At 64.7% G+C, this 18,604-nt stretch carries 19 protein-coding genes; 8 read left to right on the top strand and 11 right to left on the bottom strand.

All coding sequences use genetic code 11. The features are described 5' to 3' along the window. The first annotated feature begins 492 nt into the window (after positions 1–492). Positions 493–1,515: an LLM class flavin-dependent oxidoreductase gene (locus tag ACFRJ8_RS04140; protein ID WP_377984885.1), complete on the top strand. Its 1,023-nt coding sequence runs from the start codon at positions 493–495 to the stop codon at positions 1,513–1,515. Positions 1,516–1,603: 88 nt separating this feature from the next. On the opposite strand, the gene ACFRJ8_RS04135 is transcribed toward ACFRJ8_RS04140, so the two are convergent. Continuing rightward, positions 1,604–2,254 (bottom strand): DoxX family protein, encoded by a 651-nt coding sequence (locus tag ACFRJ8_RS04135; RefSeq protein ID WP_377984884.1) that lies wholly within the window; start codon positions 2,252–2,254, stop codon positions 1,604–1,606. Positions 2,255–2,441: 187 nt separating this feature from the next. On the opposite strand from ACFRJ8_RS04135, the gene ACFRJ8_RS04130 reads away from it, so the two are divergent. Next, positions 2,442–3,158, top strand: a complete 717-nt coding sequence (locus tag ACFRJ8_RS04130) for a nuclear transport factor 2 family protein (protein ID WP_377984883.1) — start codon at positions 2,442–2,444, stop codon at positions 3,156–3,158. After that, positions 3,155–3,853, top strand: a complete 699-nt coding sequence (locus ACFRJ8_RS04125; protein WP_377984882.1) for an SDR family NAD(P)-dependent oxidoreductase — start codon at positions 3,155–3,157, stop codon at positions 3,851–3,853. Before ACFRJ8_RS04130 ends, ACFRJ8_RS04125 begins: the two co-directional genes overlap by 4 nt. Positions 3,854–4,298: 445 nt before the next feature. On the opposite strand, the gene ACFRJ8_RS04120 is transcribed toward ACFRJ8_RS04125, so the two are convergent. The 3 genes from ACFRJ8_RS04120 to ACFRJ8_RS04110 form a co-directional block, all read right to left on the bottom strand. Next, positions 4,299–4,589, bottom strand: a complete 291-nt coding sequence (locus ACFRJ8_RS04120; RefSeq protein WP_377984881.1) for a muconolactone Delta-isomerase family protein — start codon at positions 4,587–4,589, stop codon at positions 4,299–4,301. A gap of 32 nt (positions 4,590–4,621) precedes the next feature. Then, positions 4,622–4,999, bottom strand: a complete 378-nt coding sequence (locus ACFRJ8_RS04115) for a YybH family protein (RefSeq protein ID WP_377984880.1) — start codon at positions 4,997–4,999, stop codon at positions 4,622–4,624. Between the two features lie 520 nt (positions 5,000–5,519). Continuing rightward, complete coding sequence (locus tag ACFRJ8_RS04110; RefSeq protein ID WP_377984879.1) at positions 5,520–5,732, bottom strand: hypothetical protein; 213 nt, start codon at positions 5,730–5,732, stop codon at positions 5,520–5,522. A gap of 432 nt (positions 5,733–6,164) precedes the next feature. Between ACFRJ8_RS04110 and ACFRJ8_RS04105 the strand changes: the two genes are divergently transcribed. Continuing rightward, positions 6,165–6,470, top strand: a complete 306-nt coding sequence (locus ACFRJ8_RS04105; RefSeq protein WP_377984878.1) for an EthD family reductase — start codon at positions 6,165–6,167, stop codon at positions 6,468–6,470. Between the two features lie 140 nt (positions 6,471–6,610). On the opposite strand, the gene ACFRJ8_RS04100 is transcribed toward ACFRJ8_RS04105, so the two are convergent. Further along, positions 6,611–7,429 (bottom strand): hypothetical protein, encoded by an 819-nt coding sequence (locus ACFRJ8_RS04100; protein ID WP_377984877.1) that lies wholly within the window; start codon positions 7,427–7,429, stop codon positions 6,611–6,613. 211 nt (positions 7,430–7,640) lie between these two features. On the opposite strand from ACFRJ8_RS04100, the gene ACFRJ8_RS04095 reads away from it, so the two are divergent. Continuing rightward, positions 7,641–9,272, top strand: coding sequence for a LuxR C-terminal-related transcriptional regulator (locus ACFRJ8_RS04095; RefSeq protein WP_377984876.1), 1,632 nt, complete (start codon positions 7,641–7,643; stop codon positions 9,270–9,272). A gap of 193 nt (positions 9,273–9,465) precedes the next feature. Then, the gene (locus ACFRJ8_RS04090; protein ID WP_377984875.1) at positions 9,466–10,554 is read left to right on the top strand and encodes a class I SAM-dependent methyltransferase; all 1,089 of its coding nucleotides are present in this window, start codon (positions 9,466–9,468) and stop codon (positions 10,552–10,554) included. A gap of 136 nt (positions 10,555–10,690) precedes the next feature. Here ACFRJ8_RS04090 and ACFRJ8_RS04085 read toward each other — a convergent pair whose 3' ends face one another. Together ACFRJ8_RS04085 and ACFRJ8_RS04080 are read right to left on the bottom strand one after the other, a co-directional pair. Further along, on the bottom strand, positions 10,691–12,304 hold the full coding sequence (locus tag ACFRJ8_RS04085) for a phospholipase D family protein (RefSeq protein WP_377984874.1): 1,614 nt from the start codon (positions 12,302–12,304) through the stop codon (positions 10,691–10,693). 173 nt (positions 12,305–12,477) lie between these two features. Then, the gene (locus tag ACFRJ8_RS04080; RefSeq protein ID WP_377985180.1) at positions 12,478–12,879 is read right to left on the bottom strand and encodes an SRPBCC domain-containing protein; all 402 of its coding nucleotides are present in this window, start codon (positions 12,877–12,879) and stop codon (positions 12,478–12,480) included. Positions 12,880–13,245: 366 nt separating this feature from the next. Here ACFRJ8_RS04080 and ACFRJ8_RS04075 point away from each other — a divergent pair, with 366 nt between their 5' ends. Further along, positions 13,246–14,247, top strand: a complete 1,002-nt coding sequence (locus ACFRJ8_RS04075; RefSeq protein ID WP_377984873.1) for a hypothetical protein — start codon at positions 13,246–13,248, stop codon at positions 14,245–14,247. A gap of 72 nt (positions 14,248–14,319) precedes the next feature. Then, complete coding sequence (locus ACFRJ8_RS04070; RefSeq protein WP_377984872.1) at positions 14,320–15,288, top strand: GNAT family N-acetyltransferase; 969 nt, start codon at positions 14,320–14,322, stop codon at positions 15,286–15,288. A gap of 96 nt (positions 15,289–15,384) precedes the next feature. On the opposite strand, the gene ACFRJ8_RS04065 is transcribed toward ACFRJ8_RS04070, so the two are convergent. From ACFRJ8_RS04065 to ACFRJ8_RS04050, 4 genes are all read right to left on the bottom strand, one after another. Beyond that, positions 15,385–15,909 (bottom strand): DUF2087 domain-containing protein, encoded by a 525-nt coding sequence (locus ACFRJ8_RS04065; RefSeq protein WP_377984871.1) that lies wholly within the window; start codon positions 15,907–15,909, stop codon positions 15,385–15,387. Positions 15,910–16,283: 374 nt separating this feature from the next. Beyond that, positions 16,284–16,778, bottom strand: a complete 495-nt coding sequence (locus tag ACFRJ8_RS04060) for a hypothetical protein (RefSeq protein WP_377984870.1) — start codon at positions 16,776–16,778, stop codon at positions 16,284–16,286. Between the two features lie 306 nt (positions 16,779–17,084). Then, positions 17,085–17,480 (bottom strand): universal stress protein, encoded by a 396-nt coding sequence (locus tag ACFRJ8_RS04055; RefSeq protein ID WP_377984868.1) that lies wholly within the window; start codon positions 17,478–17,480, stop codon positions 17,085–17,087. A gap of 88 nt (positions 17,481–17,568) precedes the next feature. After that, positions 17,569–18,480 (bottom strand): 2-hydroxyacid dehydrogenase, encoded by a 912-nt coding sequence (locus ACFRJ8_RS04050; protein ID WP_377984867.1) that lies wholly within the window; start codon positions 18,478–18,480, stop codon positions 17,569–17,571. Positions 18,481–18,604: the final 124 nt, after the last annotated feature.

The raw sequence follows: 18,604 nt of genomic DNA, 5'->3' as shown, positions 1-18,604 counted from the left end.
TTAGCAGGGGCCTTCGGCGGGGCCGTCATACCCATCCGTGCCCGGGCACGGGGTTGACTGTCCTCAGTAGTGGCCGGTGGGCCGGCTCAAGGCGGTGAACCGGGATATTCAGACTGTTCCGTTGCGGTTCGGCGGCGCCCGGCGTCGGGGTGAGTTTGCCGGGACTGGCTCCTACGGCGGATGCGTTCCACGGGGTCTTGGTCGCCGCTTAGTAAGCGCCGAACTCCGCCCCCAGGCCAGGGTCCCGATCGTTCCTGCAGCAAGTTGGAGTCCCGGAGCTGGCGTGGCTCGGACAGGCAACCGACCTCACCTAACTGCGGCTGGGCGCGCCCTCACAGCCACGCATCTTTGGCATGCTCAATTCGGGGTCTGGCTTAAGTTTCGCCGGAAATTCATGGTTCTTATTGACGATCGATTGCCCGTGCCGCGGGAAGGGGCCGAGGCTGAGGCCCCGCGGGAATAAGAACCGCCGCCACCATGTTGGTTTGTGGTGTGAAAAACATCGGATTCCTGTCCTTCGGCCATTGGACCGACCACCCGGAGTCCGGCACGCGCAACGCGTCGGACGCGCTGTTGCAGGCGATCGACCTCGCGGTCGCGGCCGAGGAGCTGGGGGCGGACGGCGCCTACTTCCGCGTCCACCACTTCGCGCAGCAATACGCCTCCCCATTCCCGCTGCTCGCTGCGATCGGGGCACGGACAAGCCGCATCGAGATCGGTACCGGCGTGATCGACATGCGCTACGAGAACCCGCTCTACATGGCGGAGGACGCCGGCGCGGCCGACCTGATCTCGGGCGGCCGGCTGCAGCTGGGCATCAGTAGGGGTTCACCCGAGCAGGTCATTGACGGGTGGCGTCACTTCGGCTTCGCGCCCGCCGAGGGCGAGTCGGACGCCGACATGGGCCGCAGGCATACCGAGCGTCTGCTCGAGGTGCTCACTGGCGAGGGCTTCGCGGCGCCGAGCCCCCGACCGATGTTCCCGAACCCTCCGGGCCTGCTGCGCGTGGAGCCGTACTCGGAGGGCCTGCGTGAGCGCATCTGGTGGGGTTCCGGCTCGAACGCCACGGCTATCTGGGCGGCGAAGCTTGGCATGAATTTGCAGAGCTCTACGCTCAAGGATGACGAGAGCGGCAAGCCGTTCCATGTCCAGCAGGCAGAGCAGATCGAGCTCTACCGGCAGGCCTGGAAGGAGGCGGGGCACGAGCGGGAGCCGCGCGTCTCGGTCAGCCGCAGCATCTTCGCACTGACGGACGAGCGCGACTGGCAATACTTCGGCCGCGACCGCCACAGCTCCGACCAGGTGGGCAATATCGACGAGAAAACGCGCGCGGTCTTTGGCCGGTCTTACGCGGGTGCCCCGGAGGAGCTGGCCGCGAAGCTGGCGGAGGACGAGGCGATCGCCACGGCAGACACCCTACTGCTCACGGTCCCGAACCAGCTCGGTGTCGACTACAACGCCCACGTCATCGAGTCGATCCTGAAGTACGTGGCGCCGCAGCTCGGCTGGCGCTGACCCTGCGTGGCAGATTCCCCCTAGAAGACTGCTGAATTAGTGGCTTGGTTGGCCAATGCATGGGTGGCCAGGGCGTGTCGGGATGGGCTTAGCCTTCTTCCACCGGGGATCCGGAATCCGGTGCCACCGTGTCGTTGGCCAGGGCTTTACGCCGGCGGTAGATCTGGATCCCGATGGCTGCCGGTATCACGGCTAAGGCAGCCGCCCGCATCCAGGGCCGGTCCAGGACATGACCGGTGAGCGAGTCCAGGGAGAAGGGTCCGGGCCCTCCGATGGTGAAGGATGCTGCCGCCAGGCCCAGCACCGCGGGGTACTCAAGGCCGCCCTCTGTGGCGAAGAAGCCGTTAGGGGCATGGACGCTGGCCGCGACTCCCATGGTGGTGGCAGCGGCGGCGCCGGCGGCCGGAGTGGCCAGTCCCAGAGCCAGGGCAACACCGGCTCCTGCTTCACCCACGCCTGCGAGGATGGCGCTGGGTTTTGCTGGGCGGAAGCCCATGGCGTGCATGCCCTTGCTGGTGCCTTCGATGCCTCCTCCGCCGAACCACCCGAAGAGTTTTTGGGATCCGTGAGCGATGAGCACGCCTCCGAGGGCGACCCGGAACAGGGTCTGTGCGGCGGCGGCAGCCTCAGGGCTGGTCGTTGCATGGCGCATAGGGTCCTCCTTGGATTGGCCGTGGCGCTGCGCCGCCCGGCGCTCCTTGTCCAGCACGATTCTACGTCGGCGGGATGAACCGGTCACGGGAAGGGACCTTTAGAAATTTCTTTCTCCAGACGCAGGGGGCAACAGGATTCACAGCTACTGCAAGAAAACGGGCAGCGACATGACATCGCGGGTTAGACGCGCCCGGCCGAGCTTGGCCCCGCAGCTGCGCAAAGGGGCAACGGCGCCGCGAGAGCGGGTCGCGACCGCGCACCGGGAAGTCGTCATGCTGCTTGGCGTCATCGCCTCCCAAGTCGCCTTCGACGCACCGTGCGTACGTCGGCAGATAGACACACGACTGGGACAGGTCACAGATCTGCGTCGCACTCACACCGAGAGTTTTGAACGCGCGTGCGTCCCTCGCGACCCCAAAGCACTCTTGGCATGCGCACCCGGCCGCATTGGCCGCGCACGCGACCTTTTAGAGCGACCTGGTCGGCGCGAAAGTGGATTGCGAGAGGAACTGCCAGCACTCAAACTGGACCACAAGCAGACCGCCGGGCGGCGACCTGAACCGACGGTCATCACGCACGGAAAGGACAACGTGATGGATCCGACCAGGGCGGCACTCGAGGCACACTGGCGCACATCGGAGAGCGGGGATAGCGAAGCCGAACAGGCTATCTATTCCGACGACGCGATCCTCGACTACCCCCAGTCGGGTGAACGCTTTCGAGGTCGAACGACAATTGCGGCGCAACGTGGTGGACACCCTGCCGAGAGGCATTTCACGGTACTGTGGATCGTCGGAAGCGGCGATCTGTGGGTGAGCGAGTGCATCATCACGTATGACAGCGTGCCGACATACTCGGTGTCCGTCATGCAATTCGCTCAAGAGAAGGTAGTGCATGAGACGCAGTACTTCGCCGACACCTTTGGCGCCCCCGCATGGCGGATAGCAATCGCAGAGCCGATGCCGGGCCGGCAGATCGAAAGGGCATGATTCCGACCGGAGGGACGAGTAATACGGCCCCAATCGACCCGAAGCACGTCCTGATCATCGGAGCCGGACCGGGCCTGGGGGGCGCTGTGGCCCGTCGCTATGCCAGAGAAGGGTTCCGAATCACGCTCGTAGCGCGCCATGAGGAGTCCCTTGCCGCTCTCGCCGACGAGTTGCGCGCTTCCGGCGCCAACGTCGACGCCATGCTCGCCGACGCTGCCGACCAGGAGTCGTTCCGTCTACGGATGCAAGCCATCGCACAGATCGACGCCCCAGGAATAGTGGTCTACGACGCTGCCCTGATAGCAAGAGACAGTGTCCTGGCCGCGGACGCCACGTATCTGATGGCCGCGTACAACGTCGACGTGCTCGGCGCCATCACTGCTGCGCAGGTTCTCACGCCGGCGATGGCACAGGCTCGCACCGGCACGTTCCTGACGACGGGCAGCTGGCTCAGCCACGACCCGCAGCCCGAGCATGCGACCCTCTCGATCGGAAAGACCGCCCTGCGCGCGGTGACCCATTTGTTGCATTACGAGCTGGCCCGGCAGAACGTGCACGTCACCGGGGTCACCATCGCCGGAGACATCGCGGATGGAACCGCGTTCGCGCCTGAACTGATCGCCGAAGCCTACTGGCGGCTTCACTCTCAGCCGGCATCGGAGTGGAGCCCAGAGGCTGTCTTCGACGGCAACTGATCAGCGTCGCCGTAGGGAAGTGTCGTGGGCCGACCCTGCTTCCTCATTCCTTCCCAAGGACTTGCTCGCCGGCATCGACGTCGAAGGTCGCACCCGTCAGTGCCGACTTGGTCATGATGTGAACAGCGGGTGCCGGAGGCCCTCTATGGCTCGGATTGTAGTCATTGGCGATGGTGGCATTGGCACTCACTGCCTAGTCGATGGCGCTCATGACTCTGTGCTTCTTCTGTTTTGACGGATCGCTTCGAAACCTGGAGAGGGGGCATCCGCCGTGCCGAAGTCGACGTTATTACGGGAGCCAATGGGCTGGAAAGTCGGTTTTCGGGCGTCCGGACGCTCGAATCGCCCACAAGCCGTCGACGGGTGCGCGACGGCACACCACCGTACTGCCGATGCGGGGGCCCGACGCCAGAGCGGCCGCCAGTATCGGCCCAGTCTCGAGCAACTATGCGCCAGGATCGTTCGGATGTGGCGACAGCGGCGTCACACTGTCGTGCCGCCACACCCGGAGCGGCATCGACGCGAGCACCTGCTCCAGTTCGTCGGCGTCACGCGCCTGGAAGAGACCCCAGGTGCGCCATTCGCCCTCGGCGACGGGAGGGCGCCACAGCCGCAGAAGGTGTCCCTGAGCGGCGAGGTTGCGCGAATTGGCCGCCTCTCTGCTCCGCATGTCGGCGACTGCCTCGTCCGACGTGCCCTCCGGGACCGTCGTCCTCATGTCGACCAGGAATTCCATCGCGTTTCCTCCCGTCTCTGATGGCGTGAACCCTACGCCTCGATCTTCGACACGTGATAGTGCCGGATGAGCCACTCGCCCTCCGAGCGCACCAGCGCCACGGTCAGATGCAGCGGAATCACCGTGGCGTTCGGCGGCGTGAAGTCCACGTCGACGAACGCGAGGAACGTGTCGTCCGAGAACGCGCGCGTCTCCAGCACCGTGTACGTCGGGGTGAGCCCCATGGGCTGCTTGTCGTAATAGGCGGCGACTCCGGCTCGGCCAACGACCGGCGTCCTGTCGAAGCCTTGGAAGATCGCATCCTCGGTGAAGTACGCGGCGACGCGCTTGGGCTCGTGGCGCCGCACGGCGTCGGCCCAGCTGTCGAGCACCCGGATGAGTGCAGCATCCTGTTCGGTCGTAACGGTCATGGTTACTCTGTTGCTTTCTCGAATCCGGTCATTTTCCGGCGCTCTCTGACCGCCGTCGACGTGGAGGAACTCTCTCTTGACGAACGGAGCCTACTCGAGGTGTAGCACGCAGCGCCCGATGTCGTCGATCCCGCCCATGTATCCCACCGGTACGGGCAACTTCAGGAGCCGGGAAGCCCGGCTGTCCCGTTGCTGGCTGGGCCGGCCTCACCTGGTTATACGCAGGATTTTCACAGGAGAAGCCCGGCACTCCGTCGCACGACTGATCGCCGCGGCCAGCGACCTCATGAATGCTGGCCACAAACTCCGAATCTGTCACCCTGCTTGTTTGACGAGGAGCGTAGATCAGAACGCCGCGTTTGCTCTCACGGTGAAGATGAGACGCGCATCCAGGCCAGGCCCTTCCTGGCCCCGCGCCGCCAAGACATTCTCTGGGCCATGCTCCGTGATGCGTCCTTAGCCACGGGAGGAAGCGCGGTGCGGCAAGCGGAGTTCAGTCGAGAGTGGTGCCGAAGGAGGCCTAACTCTCGTACCAGCCCTCGAGGAGGGCGCGTCCAAGGGTGCCGTTTAACAGGTTGAACATCAGCAGGGCGGGCGTCGCCTCTGGGTCAATCTCGATCTTCTCGGCGGCGAGGGCGAGGACCGCAAAGATGTAGCGATGTTTCCCGGTTCCTTCCGGAGGCCCTAAGCCGACGTAGCGCTTCAGCCTAGCGTCGTTCGGGAGCTGGACCAAGGTTGCGGAACGCGAGGTGGTCGGCGCAGATCCCGGCCGGAAATGCTGCGGACTTCATCCGCGGCAATCGCGAGGATTGGCCCGAGGCCAGTTGGAAGGGACAGCCCCGCAATTGCCTCAGCGCCCTAGCCGTGGGCTTTCTTGAGGGCCCAACTGATCTTCTGGCGGTCGCCTTCAACGTCGCCGCGTGGTCGTGTTCTATGAGGCCGATGCCAAGGCCGAGTCTGTAGGCTCGGCCGCGGTACAACTCCAACTGGTCGGACTGCGCGTGGTTGTCGTTTACGTTTTTGGATGTGCGCGTAGAGATGGAGTGATGATCGTTGGGCCATGGACGTCGTGTGTGCGGACTCCTAATGTGAAAAGTGCCCGCAGGTTTCCGCTTCACACCTCACATCCGTGAGTGCTTCACCCACAATGAGTAAGGACGAAGCCATGCAAACGAAAATCACACTGATCATCGATAACCCGTCCGCTCCGGAACTCTTCGAACAGGAAATGCCCACTATTCTTGACCGCGTCGCAGCGCTGGACGGGCTTGTCCGGTTCGAGTCCGCCAAAGTGTGGCCCAAGGAAGACGGCACAGCGACTCCTGCGTATCGCACACTGGACCTCTACTTCGAAGACTACGACTCGGCCTCACAGGCTGTGGGAACAGCTTCAGCAGGCGCGTTTTTCGAAGCGCTCGCTAAGGCCGGGGGCACCTTCACGGGACTATTCTCCGAGGTCGAATCCCGCTAGGGCGAGGCCGCAACCAGTTTGGGCTTGGCCGCGATTTCATCGCGGAGAGCTTTGAGTGCGGCGATGTGATCTCCGAAAACGTCGGGAACAGTGCCGAATAAGGCCGGCTTCCTATCGGGCCTGCATCCGTGCCTTCGCCGTCACGGTGCGAGCGGCTCGGCCGATCCCGAATCCGAGGGCACCCCGGGCTCCGAAGGCTGTGCGGTCTCGGGGGCAGGCTCCGGGGTCGGTTCGGTTCCGGGGGCGAGGTCCGCCGGCGTGGTGTCGCTTGATTCGTCGGCGCCCGGCTCTGCAGTTCCGGCCGAGCCGCTGTCCCCGCCACTGGGGCTGCCGTCTGTGGTCAGGCCGCCTTCTTCGTTGCCGCCTCCCTCGACTTTCCCAGGCACTTCCTCTGGGTTCTCAGCCGATTCGTCTGTCTTGTCCGGGACAGTCGCATTGCCGGTCAATGCTTTGCCCAGCGTCGTCGTGGGCCCGGTCGCACCGCCGTCGATGCCCGACGTCGACGAGACAAGGCTGGAGATGGGCCGATTGGTTCCGAATTCGAGCGCGGTGACACCGACCATCGCGATGACGAATGCGGCAGCACTGACCGCCCCAACCTTGATCCAGGTCTTGGGGGTGAGCTTCCTCCACACACGTTTGGCTCGAGGTTCGTCGCTCCCGGCCGGCGCGCTGGCGGCGAGCATGCCGCCGTCGTCCGCGGGGAGTCCGATCATGCGTCGCTGGGGGATCTTTTTCATTGCTACGGTGGCGGCCGAACTGAGTGTTCGGGCATAGAGAGCGGCGCCCACCGTGGCAACGATAGAGCCGAGTGCGGCGCCAATAAGCGTCCCGGCAACGCCAAGAAAGGACCCCACCAAGGCAGAGGTCACAGCGGCCAAAGCCGAGCCAATAGTCTGGGTGCCACTGAGTCCGAGGAGCTGTTTGGGCTTGCCGTCGCTAGCGGAGTCTGCAGGCATATTCACACGCATTTCAGTCAGGGGAATGTTACGAATAGATAACTTTACCTGTCTGCGGCAGGTTCCCGACTGCGGCCGTATTTATTTGAGACGCTTCTCACAGGCAAGAGGAGGGCCGAGGGTTCCATGGCACCGACGCCCGGGGGGTCGACCGGACCTGCCGTCGCGAGCGGCTCGACCGGCTGCTATCCGCGGCGCTACCGTTGAAGTGATGTCTGGGATGGACAAGTTTGACGGGTTGCTGGCCTCGGCGCGGACGGCGTACGCCCGCGGCGATTGGCATGCCGCTTACCGGCAGCTCAGCCAGGCCCGGGCATTGTCCGAACTGGAGACGGGGGACTTGAGTCTCCTGGGGAGAGCCGCGTGGTGGCTCGGACAGGTCAAGGAATCGCTAGAGATTTCGGAGGACGTCTACCACCGCTTCCAGGACGACGGCGATGCACCAGATGCGGCCATGAAGGCCCTGCACCTGGGGCTGCTGTGGTTCATCCGCGGAGATGTGGTCATCGCTTCCGGTTGGGTGAGCCGTGCCCGGGGGCTACTGCAGGGTCTTCCGGAAGGTCCGGAGCACGGCTATCTGCTCTACCTGGATGCCAGCCTCGCGCTTAGTCTCACGGACTTGGGCCCGGCCAGGGAGACAGCGGCCAAGTTGCAGCACATGGGCCGGAGCCTGCGCGTCCCCGCACTCACATCCTTCGGGTTGGTGCTCGCCGGCCTGGCAGACCTGCGCAGCGGCAGCACCGCATCCGGCTTTGCCCAGCTGGACGAGGCAATGCTTCCGGTACTCGCCGGGCGGGTGCCGCCGGAATGGGCAGGAGAAATCTACTGCACGGTGATCCACGCGTGCCACGAGCTGGCCGACCTGCACCGGATGCGTGCCTGGACTGACGCCACCGAGCAGTGGGGCGAGCAGTTCGTGGGAGACGTGGTGTATGCCGGCATCTGCCGCATCCACCGGCTGCAGCTGCTGAGCACCGAAGGTGGCTGGGACGCGGCGGAACATGCGATCGAGCAGAGTGGGGCGGAGCTCGTGGGCCGGAACAACTGGGTGGCGGGCGAGGCCTACTACCAGCTGGGCGAAATACGCCGGCTTCGCGGGGACGGCAGCGGCGCTGAGAAAGCGTACGCCCGGGCACGGGAGTTGGGGACCGAACCGCAGCCGGGCGAATCGCTGCTCCAGCATGCCGCCGGGAAGAACGAGGCGGCGTGGGCGGGCCTCTGTGCCGCCTTGGCCGGGCGGGACCGGCTGGCAGGTGCACGGCTGCTGGTGTCCGGCGTCGAAATCGCCCTGGCTCTCGGGCACATCGATGAGGCCGAGCGGCTCTGCGTCCGGCTGGAGGAAACCGCAGCGGTGTTCGCCACCGCCGGCTTCCGCGCCTGGGCCGGGCAGGCCCGGGCTGCCATGCTGATCGCACAGTCGCAGCACGCCGAGGCGTTGCCCGTCCTGCAGGGCGTCGTCCACGAGTACCGGAGCCTGCACGCCCGCTACGAAACAGCCAGAGTCTACGAACTTCTGGCCCAGGCGCACCGCAGGCTGGGACAGTCCAGCGTCGCCGGCGCGGATTCCGCGACCGCGCTGGCGATCTATCGCGAACTCGGCGCCCTGCCGGATGTCCGACGGCTCGACGGCGGCCCACTTCCCGGCGGGCTGACCGAGCGCGAGGCGGACGTGCTGGCATTCACGGCCGCGGGAGCCAGCAACAAGCAAACCGCCGAGGCATTGTTCATCAGCCAAAAGACGGTTGGCAGGCACCTGGCGAACATCTTTGCCAAGATCGGCGTCTCCTCACGCACGGCCGCCGCAGCCTGGGCTCACGAACACGGTCTGCAGCCGCGCCGCTAGTTCCCGCTGCGTGCCGGCCGACGTCGGGCAGTACCTGCCGGACCGACATCTGCATGATTTGCCCCATGGGCTCCGGACAGAACGCATCATTCGCCCGATGCTGGCCGCACCTGGAAATTCCTACGCTGGAATCAATCAGGCACAGACGCCTGGATTACAGGCACAGACGCCTGTAGCAAAGGGAGGAACAACAATGACCATCGACCAAGAAACCTCACTGGCGGAGTTCGACGCCGAGGCCTCTGAGGCTTTTGCGGGACGCTTCGTGGGCATCCTGAACGATGCCGCGATCGCCCTGCTGACCAGCGTTGGGCACCAGACCGGCCTATTCGAGACGCTGGCAGGCTTGCCTGCCGCCACCAGCGAGCAGATAGCCGACGCCAGCGACCTCAACGAGCGCTATGTCCGCGAATGGCTGGGCGGAATGACCGCGGCCTGCGTGGTCGACTACGACCCGGCGACCGGGACGTATTGGCTGCCCCGCGAGCATGCCGCCGTCCTAACCAGCGCCGCGGGCCCGGACAACCTGGCCATTCTGATGCAGCACATTTCCATGATGGGCGAAGTGGAACAGAAGATCATCGAGCGTTTCCGGCATGGCAGCGGGCTGTCCTACGGGGACTACCCCCACTTCCACCGGAACATGGCCGAGACCAGCGCGGCGGTACACGACGCGGCACTACTGGACGTGATCCTGCCGTTGGTACCCGATCTGCCTGAACGGCTGAAGGCTGGGATCGACGTCGCCGACGTCGGCTGCGGCAGCGGCCACGCGATCAACCTCATGGCCCAGGCTTTTCCCGCCAGCAAGTTCACCGGCTACGACTTCTCCGAGGGCGCCATTCGTGCCGCCCGCGGCGAGGCGGAACGGTTGGGGCTGACGAACTGCAGCTTCGAGGTTGCCGACGTGGCCGGCCTGGACGTCGAGGCCCGCTTCGACGCGGTGACGGCTTTCGACGCCATCCACGACCAGGCGCATCCGGCGGCGGTCCTGCGCAATGTCCACCGCGCGCTGCGGCCGAACGGGATCTTCCTGATGGTGGACATCAAGGCATCCAGCAAGGTGGAGGAGAACATTGAGCTCCCTTGGGGCAGCTACCTGTACGCGATCTCGACCTTCCACTGCATGAGCGTTTCGCTCGGGCTCGACGGCGACGGGCTGGGCACCGTCTGGGGCAAACAGCTCGCGCTATCGATGCTCGCCGACGCCGGCTTCGCGGACGTGGAGTCCAGGGAGATCGAATCGGATCCGTTCAACGCCTACTTCATCGCCAGAAAGTAACGCGCTGCCAAACGCCGACGGGCCCGGCCCGCGCCCTGAACTGCTCCCCGAAAGTTTGGACTGTGAATTCAGTTCTGACTTCCGGGGAGCACTCTTATGCATGAGATCCTCGCGGCCCTTGCACCACACTTGCTGACTAGAACCGGGTGGTACGGCGCAGCCGGCGAGGGCGGCCGTCCGGGTCCACAAGCAGGCGGCTCATTGGATCTGCCCAGAGACGTTGGCGGGGCGACACCGGCTCTGGGGTGTGGCGGCGCACGTGTCCGGCGGGTCGGGGGGAGCGGCGGCCAGTGTCATGCCAGCGGTCGAGAGCGTCCGCCGTCGTGTTCCAAAGCTCGAGCCCGGCCTCCGGGTCGTGCAGCTGGGGATCGTTCTGGTCCAGGCCCAGGTGTTCGGCCCAGAGTTGGAGCCGGAGCCGGTGGGCCAACGGCCGGGAAGTGTCGTAGCCGTTGTCTGTGGCGCGCGCGTCCCGGTTGTCGGCAGTCGTGTCGAACACGGCGCAGGTGAGCTCGCTGTCGGTGGTCCAGGACCGGCGGTTGAAGTTGTCTGAGCCGCAGGTAAACCAGGTGTCGTCGATGATGCAGATTTTGGCGTGGACGTAGATCGGCGTTCCCCAGCGGTTTTCCAGGTCAAACACGCCGACCCTGTCGGGCGCGACCCGGTGCAGCATTCCGATGGCACGCAGTTGCCCGAGCCGGCTTGGCGGCCCTGCGAGAGGCCCATCAGAGTCGGGGTAACGCGGCACAACGGCAATCACCTTCAATGTGGGATTCCGTTCGAGGGCCTCCGCGATTCCGCCTGCGACCTCTGTCGACCACAGGTACTGATCCTCGACGTAGATCAGCGAGCGGGCGCGGGCGAAGGCCTTCGCGTAGGCGCGGGCAATGCTGCGTTCCCCTCCACGTGCGAACGGGAACGGGGGATGTTTCACACCGTAGGTGCGCAGCAGCTGCACCGCATGAGGACCCGCCGGTGGTGGCGGCGGCGCAGTGGCAGGGAGCGGTTCGGGATGCCGGGGCATGCGGGCCAGACGTTGCAGCAGCATCCGGTAGGGGGTGCGTCGGTCCAGGGGATGGGGGTCGTTCCACCGTTCAGCGAACACTGCCAGCAGATCTGCCACCACGGGTCCACGCAGTTCGAGGGCGGCGTCGTGCCAGGGGGGTCGTTTCCCGTACCGGGAATCCATGGTGACCGCCTGCGGGTCTCCCGCGTGGTCGCCGTCGTCCCGACGGCTGTGGGAAAGGTCGATTCCGCCAACGAATGCGACGTCCCGCGACGGATTGTCACGACGTCGGATGATGAACATCTTTTGGTGATGGGAACCGAACAGGCGTACACGCTGATCCAGCAGGACCTCTCCGCCAGCCTCGTTTATTTCACGACCTAGGAGCTCGTTGGATCGGCCGCTCATCGGGGCCGATACGCGCTCTCCGTGGGATCTCCAGATAAGGCCGCGCACTTCCACTCCCGCACGGGCCAACTCCGCTAGCACGTCGCCGATCGACGGTCCGGCCGCCAGCAGCCGCTCGTCGGCGTCGCCACGCCAGTCGGTGAACCACACGCGGTCTCCCGCCTGCAGAGCCGTCAGCTCCTCGCGCAGCCGGGCGAAGTAGGTCGCTCCATGAATCAGGGGACGCACCAGATTGCCCTCCGACCACGACGGCGATCCGGCGCCGCCCGCGTGCACGTCGGTGCCCAGATTCCCCCGCTCGGCTCGACTCAGGAACCACGTACCGGCATCACTGTCCACTCAGTCCTCCTTTCGGGGCACGAGGCCAGGTCACTAGTGTCCGGTCTCCAAAGTAGCCTACGGCTGTGCTGACAGCCCCCGGGTTTCGGGTCGATCTGCGGGATGTGGCGGCGCCACGGCGGCCTCGGGCAACACCAATCATCGGCCGATGTAACCAACCTGCTGGATGTCGTCTAGTCCCTGGCGCGCATCTGGGTGTCGCGCACTTGGGCGTGCATGTCCCAGGGCGCCTGGGGCAGGACCTTGCCCGTCTCGAGCAGCGATTTGAGGTTGGAACCGACAGCAGCCCAGCCGAGGGCAGCGGCCTCCGCATCTTCGGCGGTGGGAATGTTTTCGTGCACGATTGAAAGCTTCACGATGTCCTTGTATTCCTCGATGGTGAAGGTCACCAGCGAAGCTGGCGCGGTCGCCCCGGCCGGGTCCTCGAACGTGATCGCGAGGCGAGTGGGCCGTTCACTTTCCACAACTCGGCCAATGACGTCCGCGATGCCGGAGCCGTCGGTGCGGACGTGCTTCCAGGGCTGACCCGGCTCCCAGGTGGAGACGTTGCTGTGGCCCCAGAACTGCGCCGTCAGCTCCTCGCAAGCATGGGCTCGATGAAATGATTGTTAGGGAGACGGCACAGAGGGTGCGTCCCATATCTGTATTTCTGTCTGGAACGCGCACGCCTAGGCAGGGTGGCTGCTTTGCGCTGACTCTATCGGGCCGACGTTCATCCCACAGCCGACGCCGGTGGTCCATGCATGAGGGTTCCTTAATGCGACCTTCATCTGGACCTCATGGTCCTCGTTCATGCTGGTCACACAATCTGAAGTGGCACTTCCACCGCAGGAGCTGATCCCATGAGTTGGTACCTGCCCGGCCCGCAATACGCAGACGAAGCTACGGGCACAACCTGGCGCGTCCGCCGGGCTTGGTTCGATTGGAGACCAGGAAACTATGTGCTGGAGGTCCTGAGCGAGGGCCGGAGCCGTGCCCTCCGTGGAGCCTATCTGCGTCAGGGGCGATTTGAACTCGTGCCGCTGGACGATCCTAAACTGCCCGCCTTGCGGGCCGAAGCGGAGCAAGGTGAACTCATTGTGTATCGGCCCCACAGGCGGGCGGTGGTCCGGGCGGAGGATCGTCACATCAAGATCTTCCGGCCAGGGCAGGCCATCGCATCCGCCGCACGCTGCGCACACGTGGACATTCTGCTGGCCGCCGCCGGTACCTTCACTACGCCTAAGATCCTTCGCAGCTCGGAGGATGTCATCGTTTTCAGCACAGTCCTAGGGCCGACCCTGAACGACCTGGGCGAGAACGACTCCACGGCCAGCGAAGAATCGTTCGCGTGGGCATGGGAGAAATGGTCGCGCTCGTGGGTCGCTCAGCTGAACGCCCCGCACAGCAGCGCCGCACGCAGCGTTCTGAACAGCCTGCCGCTCCGCTCGGCAGAGGTGGAAGCAGCGGATTTGTGGCGATGCGTGAACCGCTGGCTGCGTCACTTCGAAAAAGTGCCGGAAATGTCGACTCAAGGCAGCGCCTTGCGGGCCGCGGCAGAGGATGTGACGACGAATTTGCTGCGGTCGGCCCCGGATCCGCTTGTGTGGTCCCACGGAGACCTGCACGGCAAGCAAATCATCACAGCCGACGACCGGTCTCCGCTGGGGTTGCTGGATTTTGACGAAGGAGCCCAAGCAGAGGCCGCCCTCGATCTGGCCAATATGGACATGCGCCTGGAGCAGCACTGGCGACGGAACCGCATGTCGTCGGCACGTTACCTTACGGCTCACAGCCAGGTGTTGGCCGTAGTCGAGGAACTGCATGTCAATCCAGACCGGTTCCACGCCTACACGGACGCGCTCTGGCTCCGCGAGGCATTGGTTCCGATTCCCGGGCGCCTGGCCATGGCCACCGCCGTTCTCGACGAACGGGCAAGGCAGTATCAGGCCACTGAGGCATAGCTTCCGTCAGCTCAAGGGTTCGGCTGCCAACGCAGAATCAGGGAATTGGCTTATTGGTGGAGGGAGAGGCTCATGACTGCACAGGAAACCGGGCGAACGAGTGTCGGGGCCCCGGTATCGGTTCGCCCGCTGCGGGAGACGGACCTCGATCGCGCTGACGAGATCTGCAGGGTGGCATTCGGGACCTTCCTCGGGATCCCCGATCCGTTCGGGACCGCCGACTACGTCCGCACTCGCTTTGCCGCCGATCCGCACGCCGCTTTCGCCGCGACGGTCGACGGCGACCTCGCAGGATCAAACTTCGCCGCCAACTGGGGCAGCGTCGGGTTCTTCGGACCGCTGACCGTGCGTCCAGACCTGTGGGATCACGGCGTCGGCAAAAGCCTGATGGAACCGATCATGGGCTGCTTCGAGGCCTGGGGAAATAGCCACGTTGGCCTGTTCACCTTCTCGCACAGCCCTAAACACATCGAACTTTACCGCCGGTACGGTTTCTGGCCCCGATTCCTGACCGCGGTCATGCACAAGCAGGTCGAGGCCCGTGGCGCGGTGCCCGGCCGGGTGATGTATGCCGAACTGTCCGCCGCAGAGCGGCCCGACTACCTCAGCGCCTGTCAGGCACTGACCGACGCCGTGTACGCGGGTCTGGACCTGGAACGCGAGATAGTGGCCACGCACGCGCAGGGTCTCGGAGACACCGTGCTGCTGCCGGGCGAGGCGGGACTCGACGGGCTGGCCGTGTGTCAATGCGGACCGGGCTCGGAGGCCGGCGCGGATGTGTGCTTCGTCAAGTTCGGCGCCGTACGCCCCGGCCGGCAGGCCGGTGACAGATTCGAACGACTACTCGATGCCTGCGAGCAACTGGCCGCCGAGCGCGGGCTGGGTCGGCTCGACGCCGGGATGAACCTAGGCCGCCAGGATGCCTATCAGCGCATGGTTGCCCGCGGTTTCCGTACCGGGCTGCAGGGCGTGACCATGCACCGGCCCAACGAGCCCGGCTACAGCCACCCCGACGCCTACGTCATCGACGACTGGCGCTGACATCTGTACTCGCGGTGGCACCGCAAACGAGCGCGCCCCGACTGCGCTCGGTTGGCGCTCGGACAGGTTTTGACGCTTTGAGAACGAGTTCCAAGCCTAGGTTTCGTCGTGCCGCGAGTACGAGGAGCCGGAGGGCGTTCGATCCAATAGCCCGAAGTCGATCATGTAGCGGCGCAGCATCACGACGTCATCGCTATAACTGAGGAGCCGTTCATTTACCTGCTTTTCCGTTAGGTGTTCGCCCGGCTCGATGGCTTCGCTGGCAATCCAGGCCAGAAGCTCCCGCCGTTCCGTCATGTTGGCTGGATACCTGTCGATCCTGCCCAGGCGCATGAAGCGAGCCAACCCGGTCTGCGCCTGTCGCCGGGGTTGCTGCGTGAGCAGGTCGCGGAAGATCGCCTCAGGTGCCTCCAGCTCGTCGGCAGCATTCCGTTCAACGAGCCCTGACTCAAGCAGGGCAGTGATGGCCCGGTTGCGTCGTTGGTCATTCAGCTCAGCAACCACGTCGGGGAGCTTGGCGCCCAGCACGATCTGCGCGTAGGCGGTCCGCGCGTCGTTGTTGGCGAGTGCTGCCACCACTCGCCGCCAGTGCGGTCCGCCCAGCCTCGTCCCTCCGGTCACAGCGTTTTCCTCACTCTGCGTCTGCCCCCACCTGGTCTCGGTGCTTGGTCACCAGGCAAAATCGTAGTCCCTGCGCGTGTGTGACGGACAGGGTTTACGGGCGGCGGGCGGGTGACCTGAATCGTGACGTTTCGGAGGGATGACGGGTGGCCGGAGGCTCTTGGGGCAACGGATTGGTGACCTTCCATTGAGCGTGCCGCCATAAAGTAATTCTGCGGAAAAGCGCCCCGGGGATTCGGCTCAATAAGTGTTGGAAGTTCTTCCAACTGGATCGTTCTCGGATCCCTGAAAAAACGTGACGGCCCACCGTTCACGATGGACCGTCACGTTGCATTCTATTAAGAGCAGTCAGATGCTGCGTGGAGATGGCGCAGTTACGTGAGTGCCCGGCAGACATCCGTTACTTTGCCCGGACCGTTGGCGTTGAACACCCGCACCTCTTCGCCGGCGGCGTCGAGAGCGTAATTGAAGTTGCCCACTACAAGAAATAGTCCAGGCCGCTCGGATATACCGATCGGATTGGTCAGGATGTTGCGTCCTGTCACTTTCACCTCGGTGATGGTTTCGCCATTAACCCGCACGTCACGTTCGAAGCGTGTGCCCGTGATGACATAGCTGAGTGTCTTGCCGTTGGCGGTGAGCGTAATGCGCTGGCCTGGGGAAGTGATGATTCTTTCCCCGTTAGGCTTTGTGATCAGCTTCGACTTTCCGGTCAGCGTGAATCCGACGCCGAAGTTACAGTAGTTTGTCAGCGTGCCGCTGCCGCTGGCGTCGCCGGGTGGCGTTCCGTTGGCAGCTGCCACGGGAGCGGCAGTCGCCGTTGCAACCAGTCCGGCGACGAGTAACGTGGGAATCAGCCTGTGCTTCATTTGAGCTCCTTGCGGTTTGGTTCTTGCCCCAATCAGAAGCCGATTAGGCAATCTAGTGATGCGGCGGCCCCCCACCGTAAGTTCCCTACCTTGCGAAAACCTTTAGCAGCAGGTCAGGCCACGAAGTCTCCGCAAACCGTGAGTGCGGTGGTCGCGTGTATTGCCCTGGTGGTGTGCGGCTTCTCAGCGAAAGTGGCGGGACATGGCAACACTCCCTGCCGGAGGACCAGCTGAAGGTGGTCGGCGCACCGGAAGGGGGTGCCTGCCTAGGGTCTCGGGTCAGGCGTCGGCGGGCTCGTCAAGAGGTTAAGAGCGCGACCCCACCGGGGGCTTCACGGCAGTAACGGGGCAGCCCGCTTCGAGGATGACCCTCTGGGCTGTGCTGCCCAGGAACAGTTTGCCCACCGGGGAACGACGCCGGACGCCGATGACGACGAGTTCGACGTCGTCCTCGAACGAAGCGTCGATGAGGACGTCGGCGGGATCGTCGTCGTTACCTGATGGCCGGATTCGCGCTGATACGCCGTCCACGGAAGCCAGGGCCAGGGCCGCTGATGCCTCAGCCGGGGAGATATCGCTCTGGGCGCCGGCCGCGGGCCACAGTATGTCCAGGCTGGTCCGCCGGCGTGCTGCTTCCGCGATGGCCGCGTGGAGTGCCGCAATGCCCTCCTTCGTTGAGAGGTACCCAACCGCTACGCTCATTGCCCGTCCTCCCAGCTTCGTAGGGGCTTCCTCTGGATGTGGCGACGACCATAATTTGGTGACGCAAGCGGCGCGTCCGGCCGGGCGCTCAACATACCGGCGTCACCAGCTTCCCGGTGGTCACATACTGCAACAGGTTCGCCAGTGTCAGCTCGGCCATCGCTGCCCGGGTCTCATGTGTTCCGCTGCCCAAGTGGGGGAGAAGGACGACGTTGTCCAGGGCCAGCAGGTCGTGGGGCACCTTGGGTTCGTCGCCGAAGACGTCGAGTCCCGCACCGGCAAGCTGACCGGTCAGAAGCGCCGCCACCAGAGCCTCTTCGTCCACGACGGAACCCCGCGCCACGTTGATGAGGTAGCCGGAAGGGCCGAGTGCTTCAATCACTTCCTGGCCGACCAGCTTGACTGAATCGGGCCCGCCCGCCGCCGCGATGATCAGGACATCGGACTGCCGGGCCAGATCCACCGGTGATGTGCAGTACTCGTACGGCACCTCCGCCACCGGCCGACGGTTGTGATAGCTGACGGTGCAATCGAAGCCTTCAAGCCTGCGGGCTATCACCTTGCCGATGCGACCCAATCCGAGGATGCCGACACGTTTGCCGCTGGCCTTCGTGGCCAGGGGAAAGTTCCCCGCAGTGGCCCACTGGCCGGCGCGAACGTACCTGTCCGCCGCGCTGATCCGCCGCAACACATCCAAGTACAACGCCAAGGCGGTGTCGGCCACGCAGTCGTTGAGGACCTCCGGGGTGTTGCTGACGGCGATGCCCCGTTCCCTGGCTTGGCTGATGTCGGTGGCGTCGTAGCCCACCCCGAAGTTCACGACGGCCCGCAGGGCCGGGAGCGCGCGCATCAGTTCCGGGCCCACGCCGACCTTGCCCGAGGTGACGGCTACATCGAAGTCGCCACCTCGACGTTGCAGGAATTCCGCTCGCTCTGCCGGGTCATCCGGAAGCCGGACGGCGCCGTAGTCAAGAACCACGGCGTCCTGTACAGAGGGCATCAAGGGTCCTACCTGAAGGACAGCTACGTTGTTCATACCTGCACCCTAGGTTTCGCAATCAATACGCGTCCAACTTGGAAGTTGCATCGATCAATGCGCCGCGTGCATTGATGCAGACTCTTCC

It is taken from the genome of Arthrobacter sp. NPDC056886 (genome assembly GCF_042788715.1).
Lineage (GTDB): Bacteria > Actinomycetota > Actinomycetes > Actinomycetales > Micrococcaceae > Arthrobacter.
The sequence above is the reverse complement of the archived record's forward strand: the minus strand, read 5'-3'. Positions and strand labels throughout refer to the sequence as shown.

Excerpts from the sequence above, each read along its gene's own strand:
- ACFRJ8_RS04125 (WP_377984882.1), top strand. The coding sequence starts at position 3,155 with ATGATTCCGACCGGAGGGACGAGTAATACGGCCCCAATCGACCCGAAG.
- ACFRJ8_RS04050 (WP_377984867.1), bottom strand. The coding sequence starts at position 18,480 with ATGCCCTCTGTACAGGACGCCGTGGTTCTTGACTACGGCGCCGTCCGG.
- ACFRJ8_RS04105 (WP_377984878.1), top strand. The coding sequence starts at position 6,165 with ATGCAAACGAAAATCACACTGATCATCGATAACCCGTCCGCTCCGGAA.
- ACFRJ8_RS04130 (WP_377984883.1), top strand. The coding sequence starts at position 2,442 with ATGCTGCTTGGCGTCATCGCCTCCCAAGTCGCCTTCGACGCACCGTGC.
- ACFRJ8_RS04120 (WP_377984881.1), bottom strand. The coding sequence starts at position 4,589 with ATGGAATTCCTGGTCGACATGAGGACGACGGTCCCGGAGGGCACGTCG.
- ACFRJ8_RS04070 (WP_377984872.1), top strand. The coding sequence starts at position 14,320 with ATGACTGCACAGGAAACCGGGCGAACGAGTGTCGGGGCCCCGGTATCG.
- ACFRJ8_RS04090 (WP_377984875.1), top strand. The coding sequence starts at position 9,466 with ATGACCATCGACCAAGAAACCTCACTGGCGGAGTTCGACGCCGAGGCC.
- ACFRJ8_RS04115 (WP_377984880.1), bottom strand. The coding sequence starts at position 4,999 with ATGACCGTTACGACCGAACAGGATGCTGCACTCATCCGGGTGCTCGAC.
- ACFRJ8_RS04055 (WP_377984868.1), bottom strand. The coding sequence starts at position 17,480 with ATGAGCGTAGCGGTTGGGTACCTCTCAACGAAGGAGGGCATTGCGGCA.
- ACFRJ8_RS04100 (WP_377984877.1), bottom strand. The coding sequence starts at position 7,429 with ATGCCTGCAGACTCCGCTAGCGACGGCAAGCCCAAACAGCTCCTCGGA.
- ACFRJ8_RS04095 (WP_377984876.1), top strand. The coding sequence starts at position 7,641 with ATGTCTGGGATGGACAAGTTTGACGGGTTGCTGGCCTCGGCGCGGACG.
- ACFRJ8_RS04060 (WP_377984870.1), bottom strand. The coding sequence starts at position 16,778 with ATGAAGCACAGGCTGATTCCCACGTTACTCGTCGCCGGACTGGTTGCA.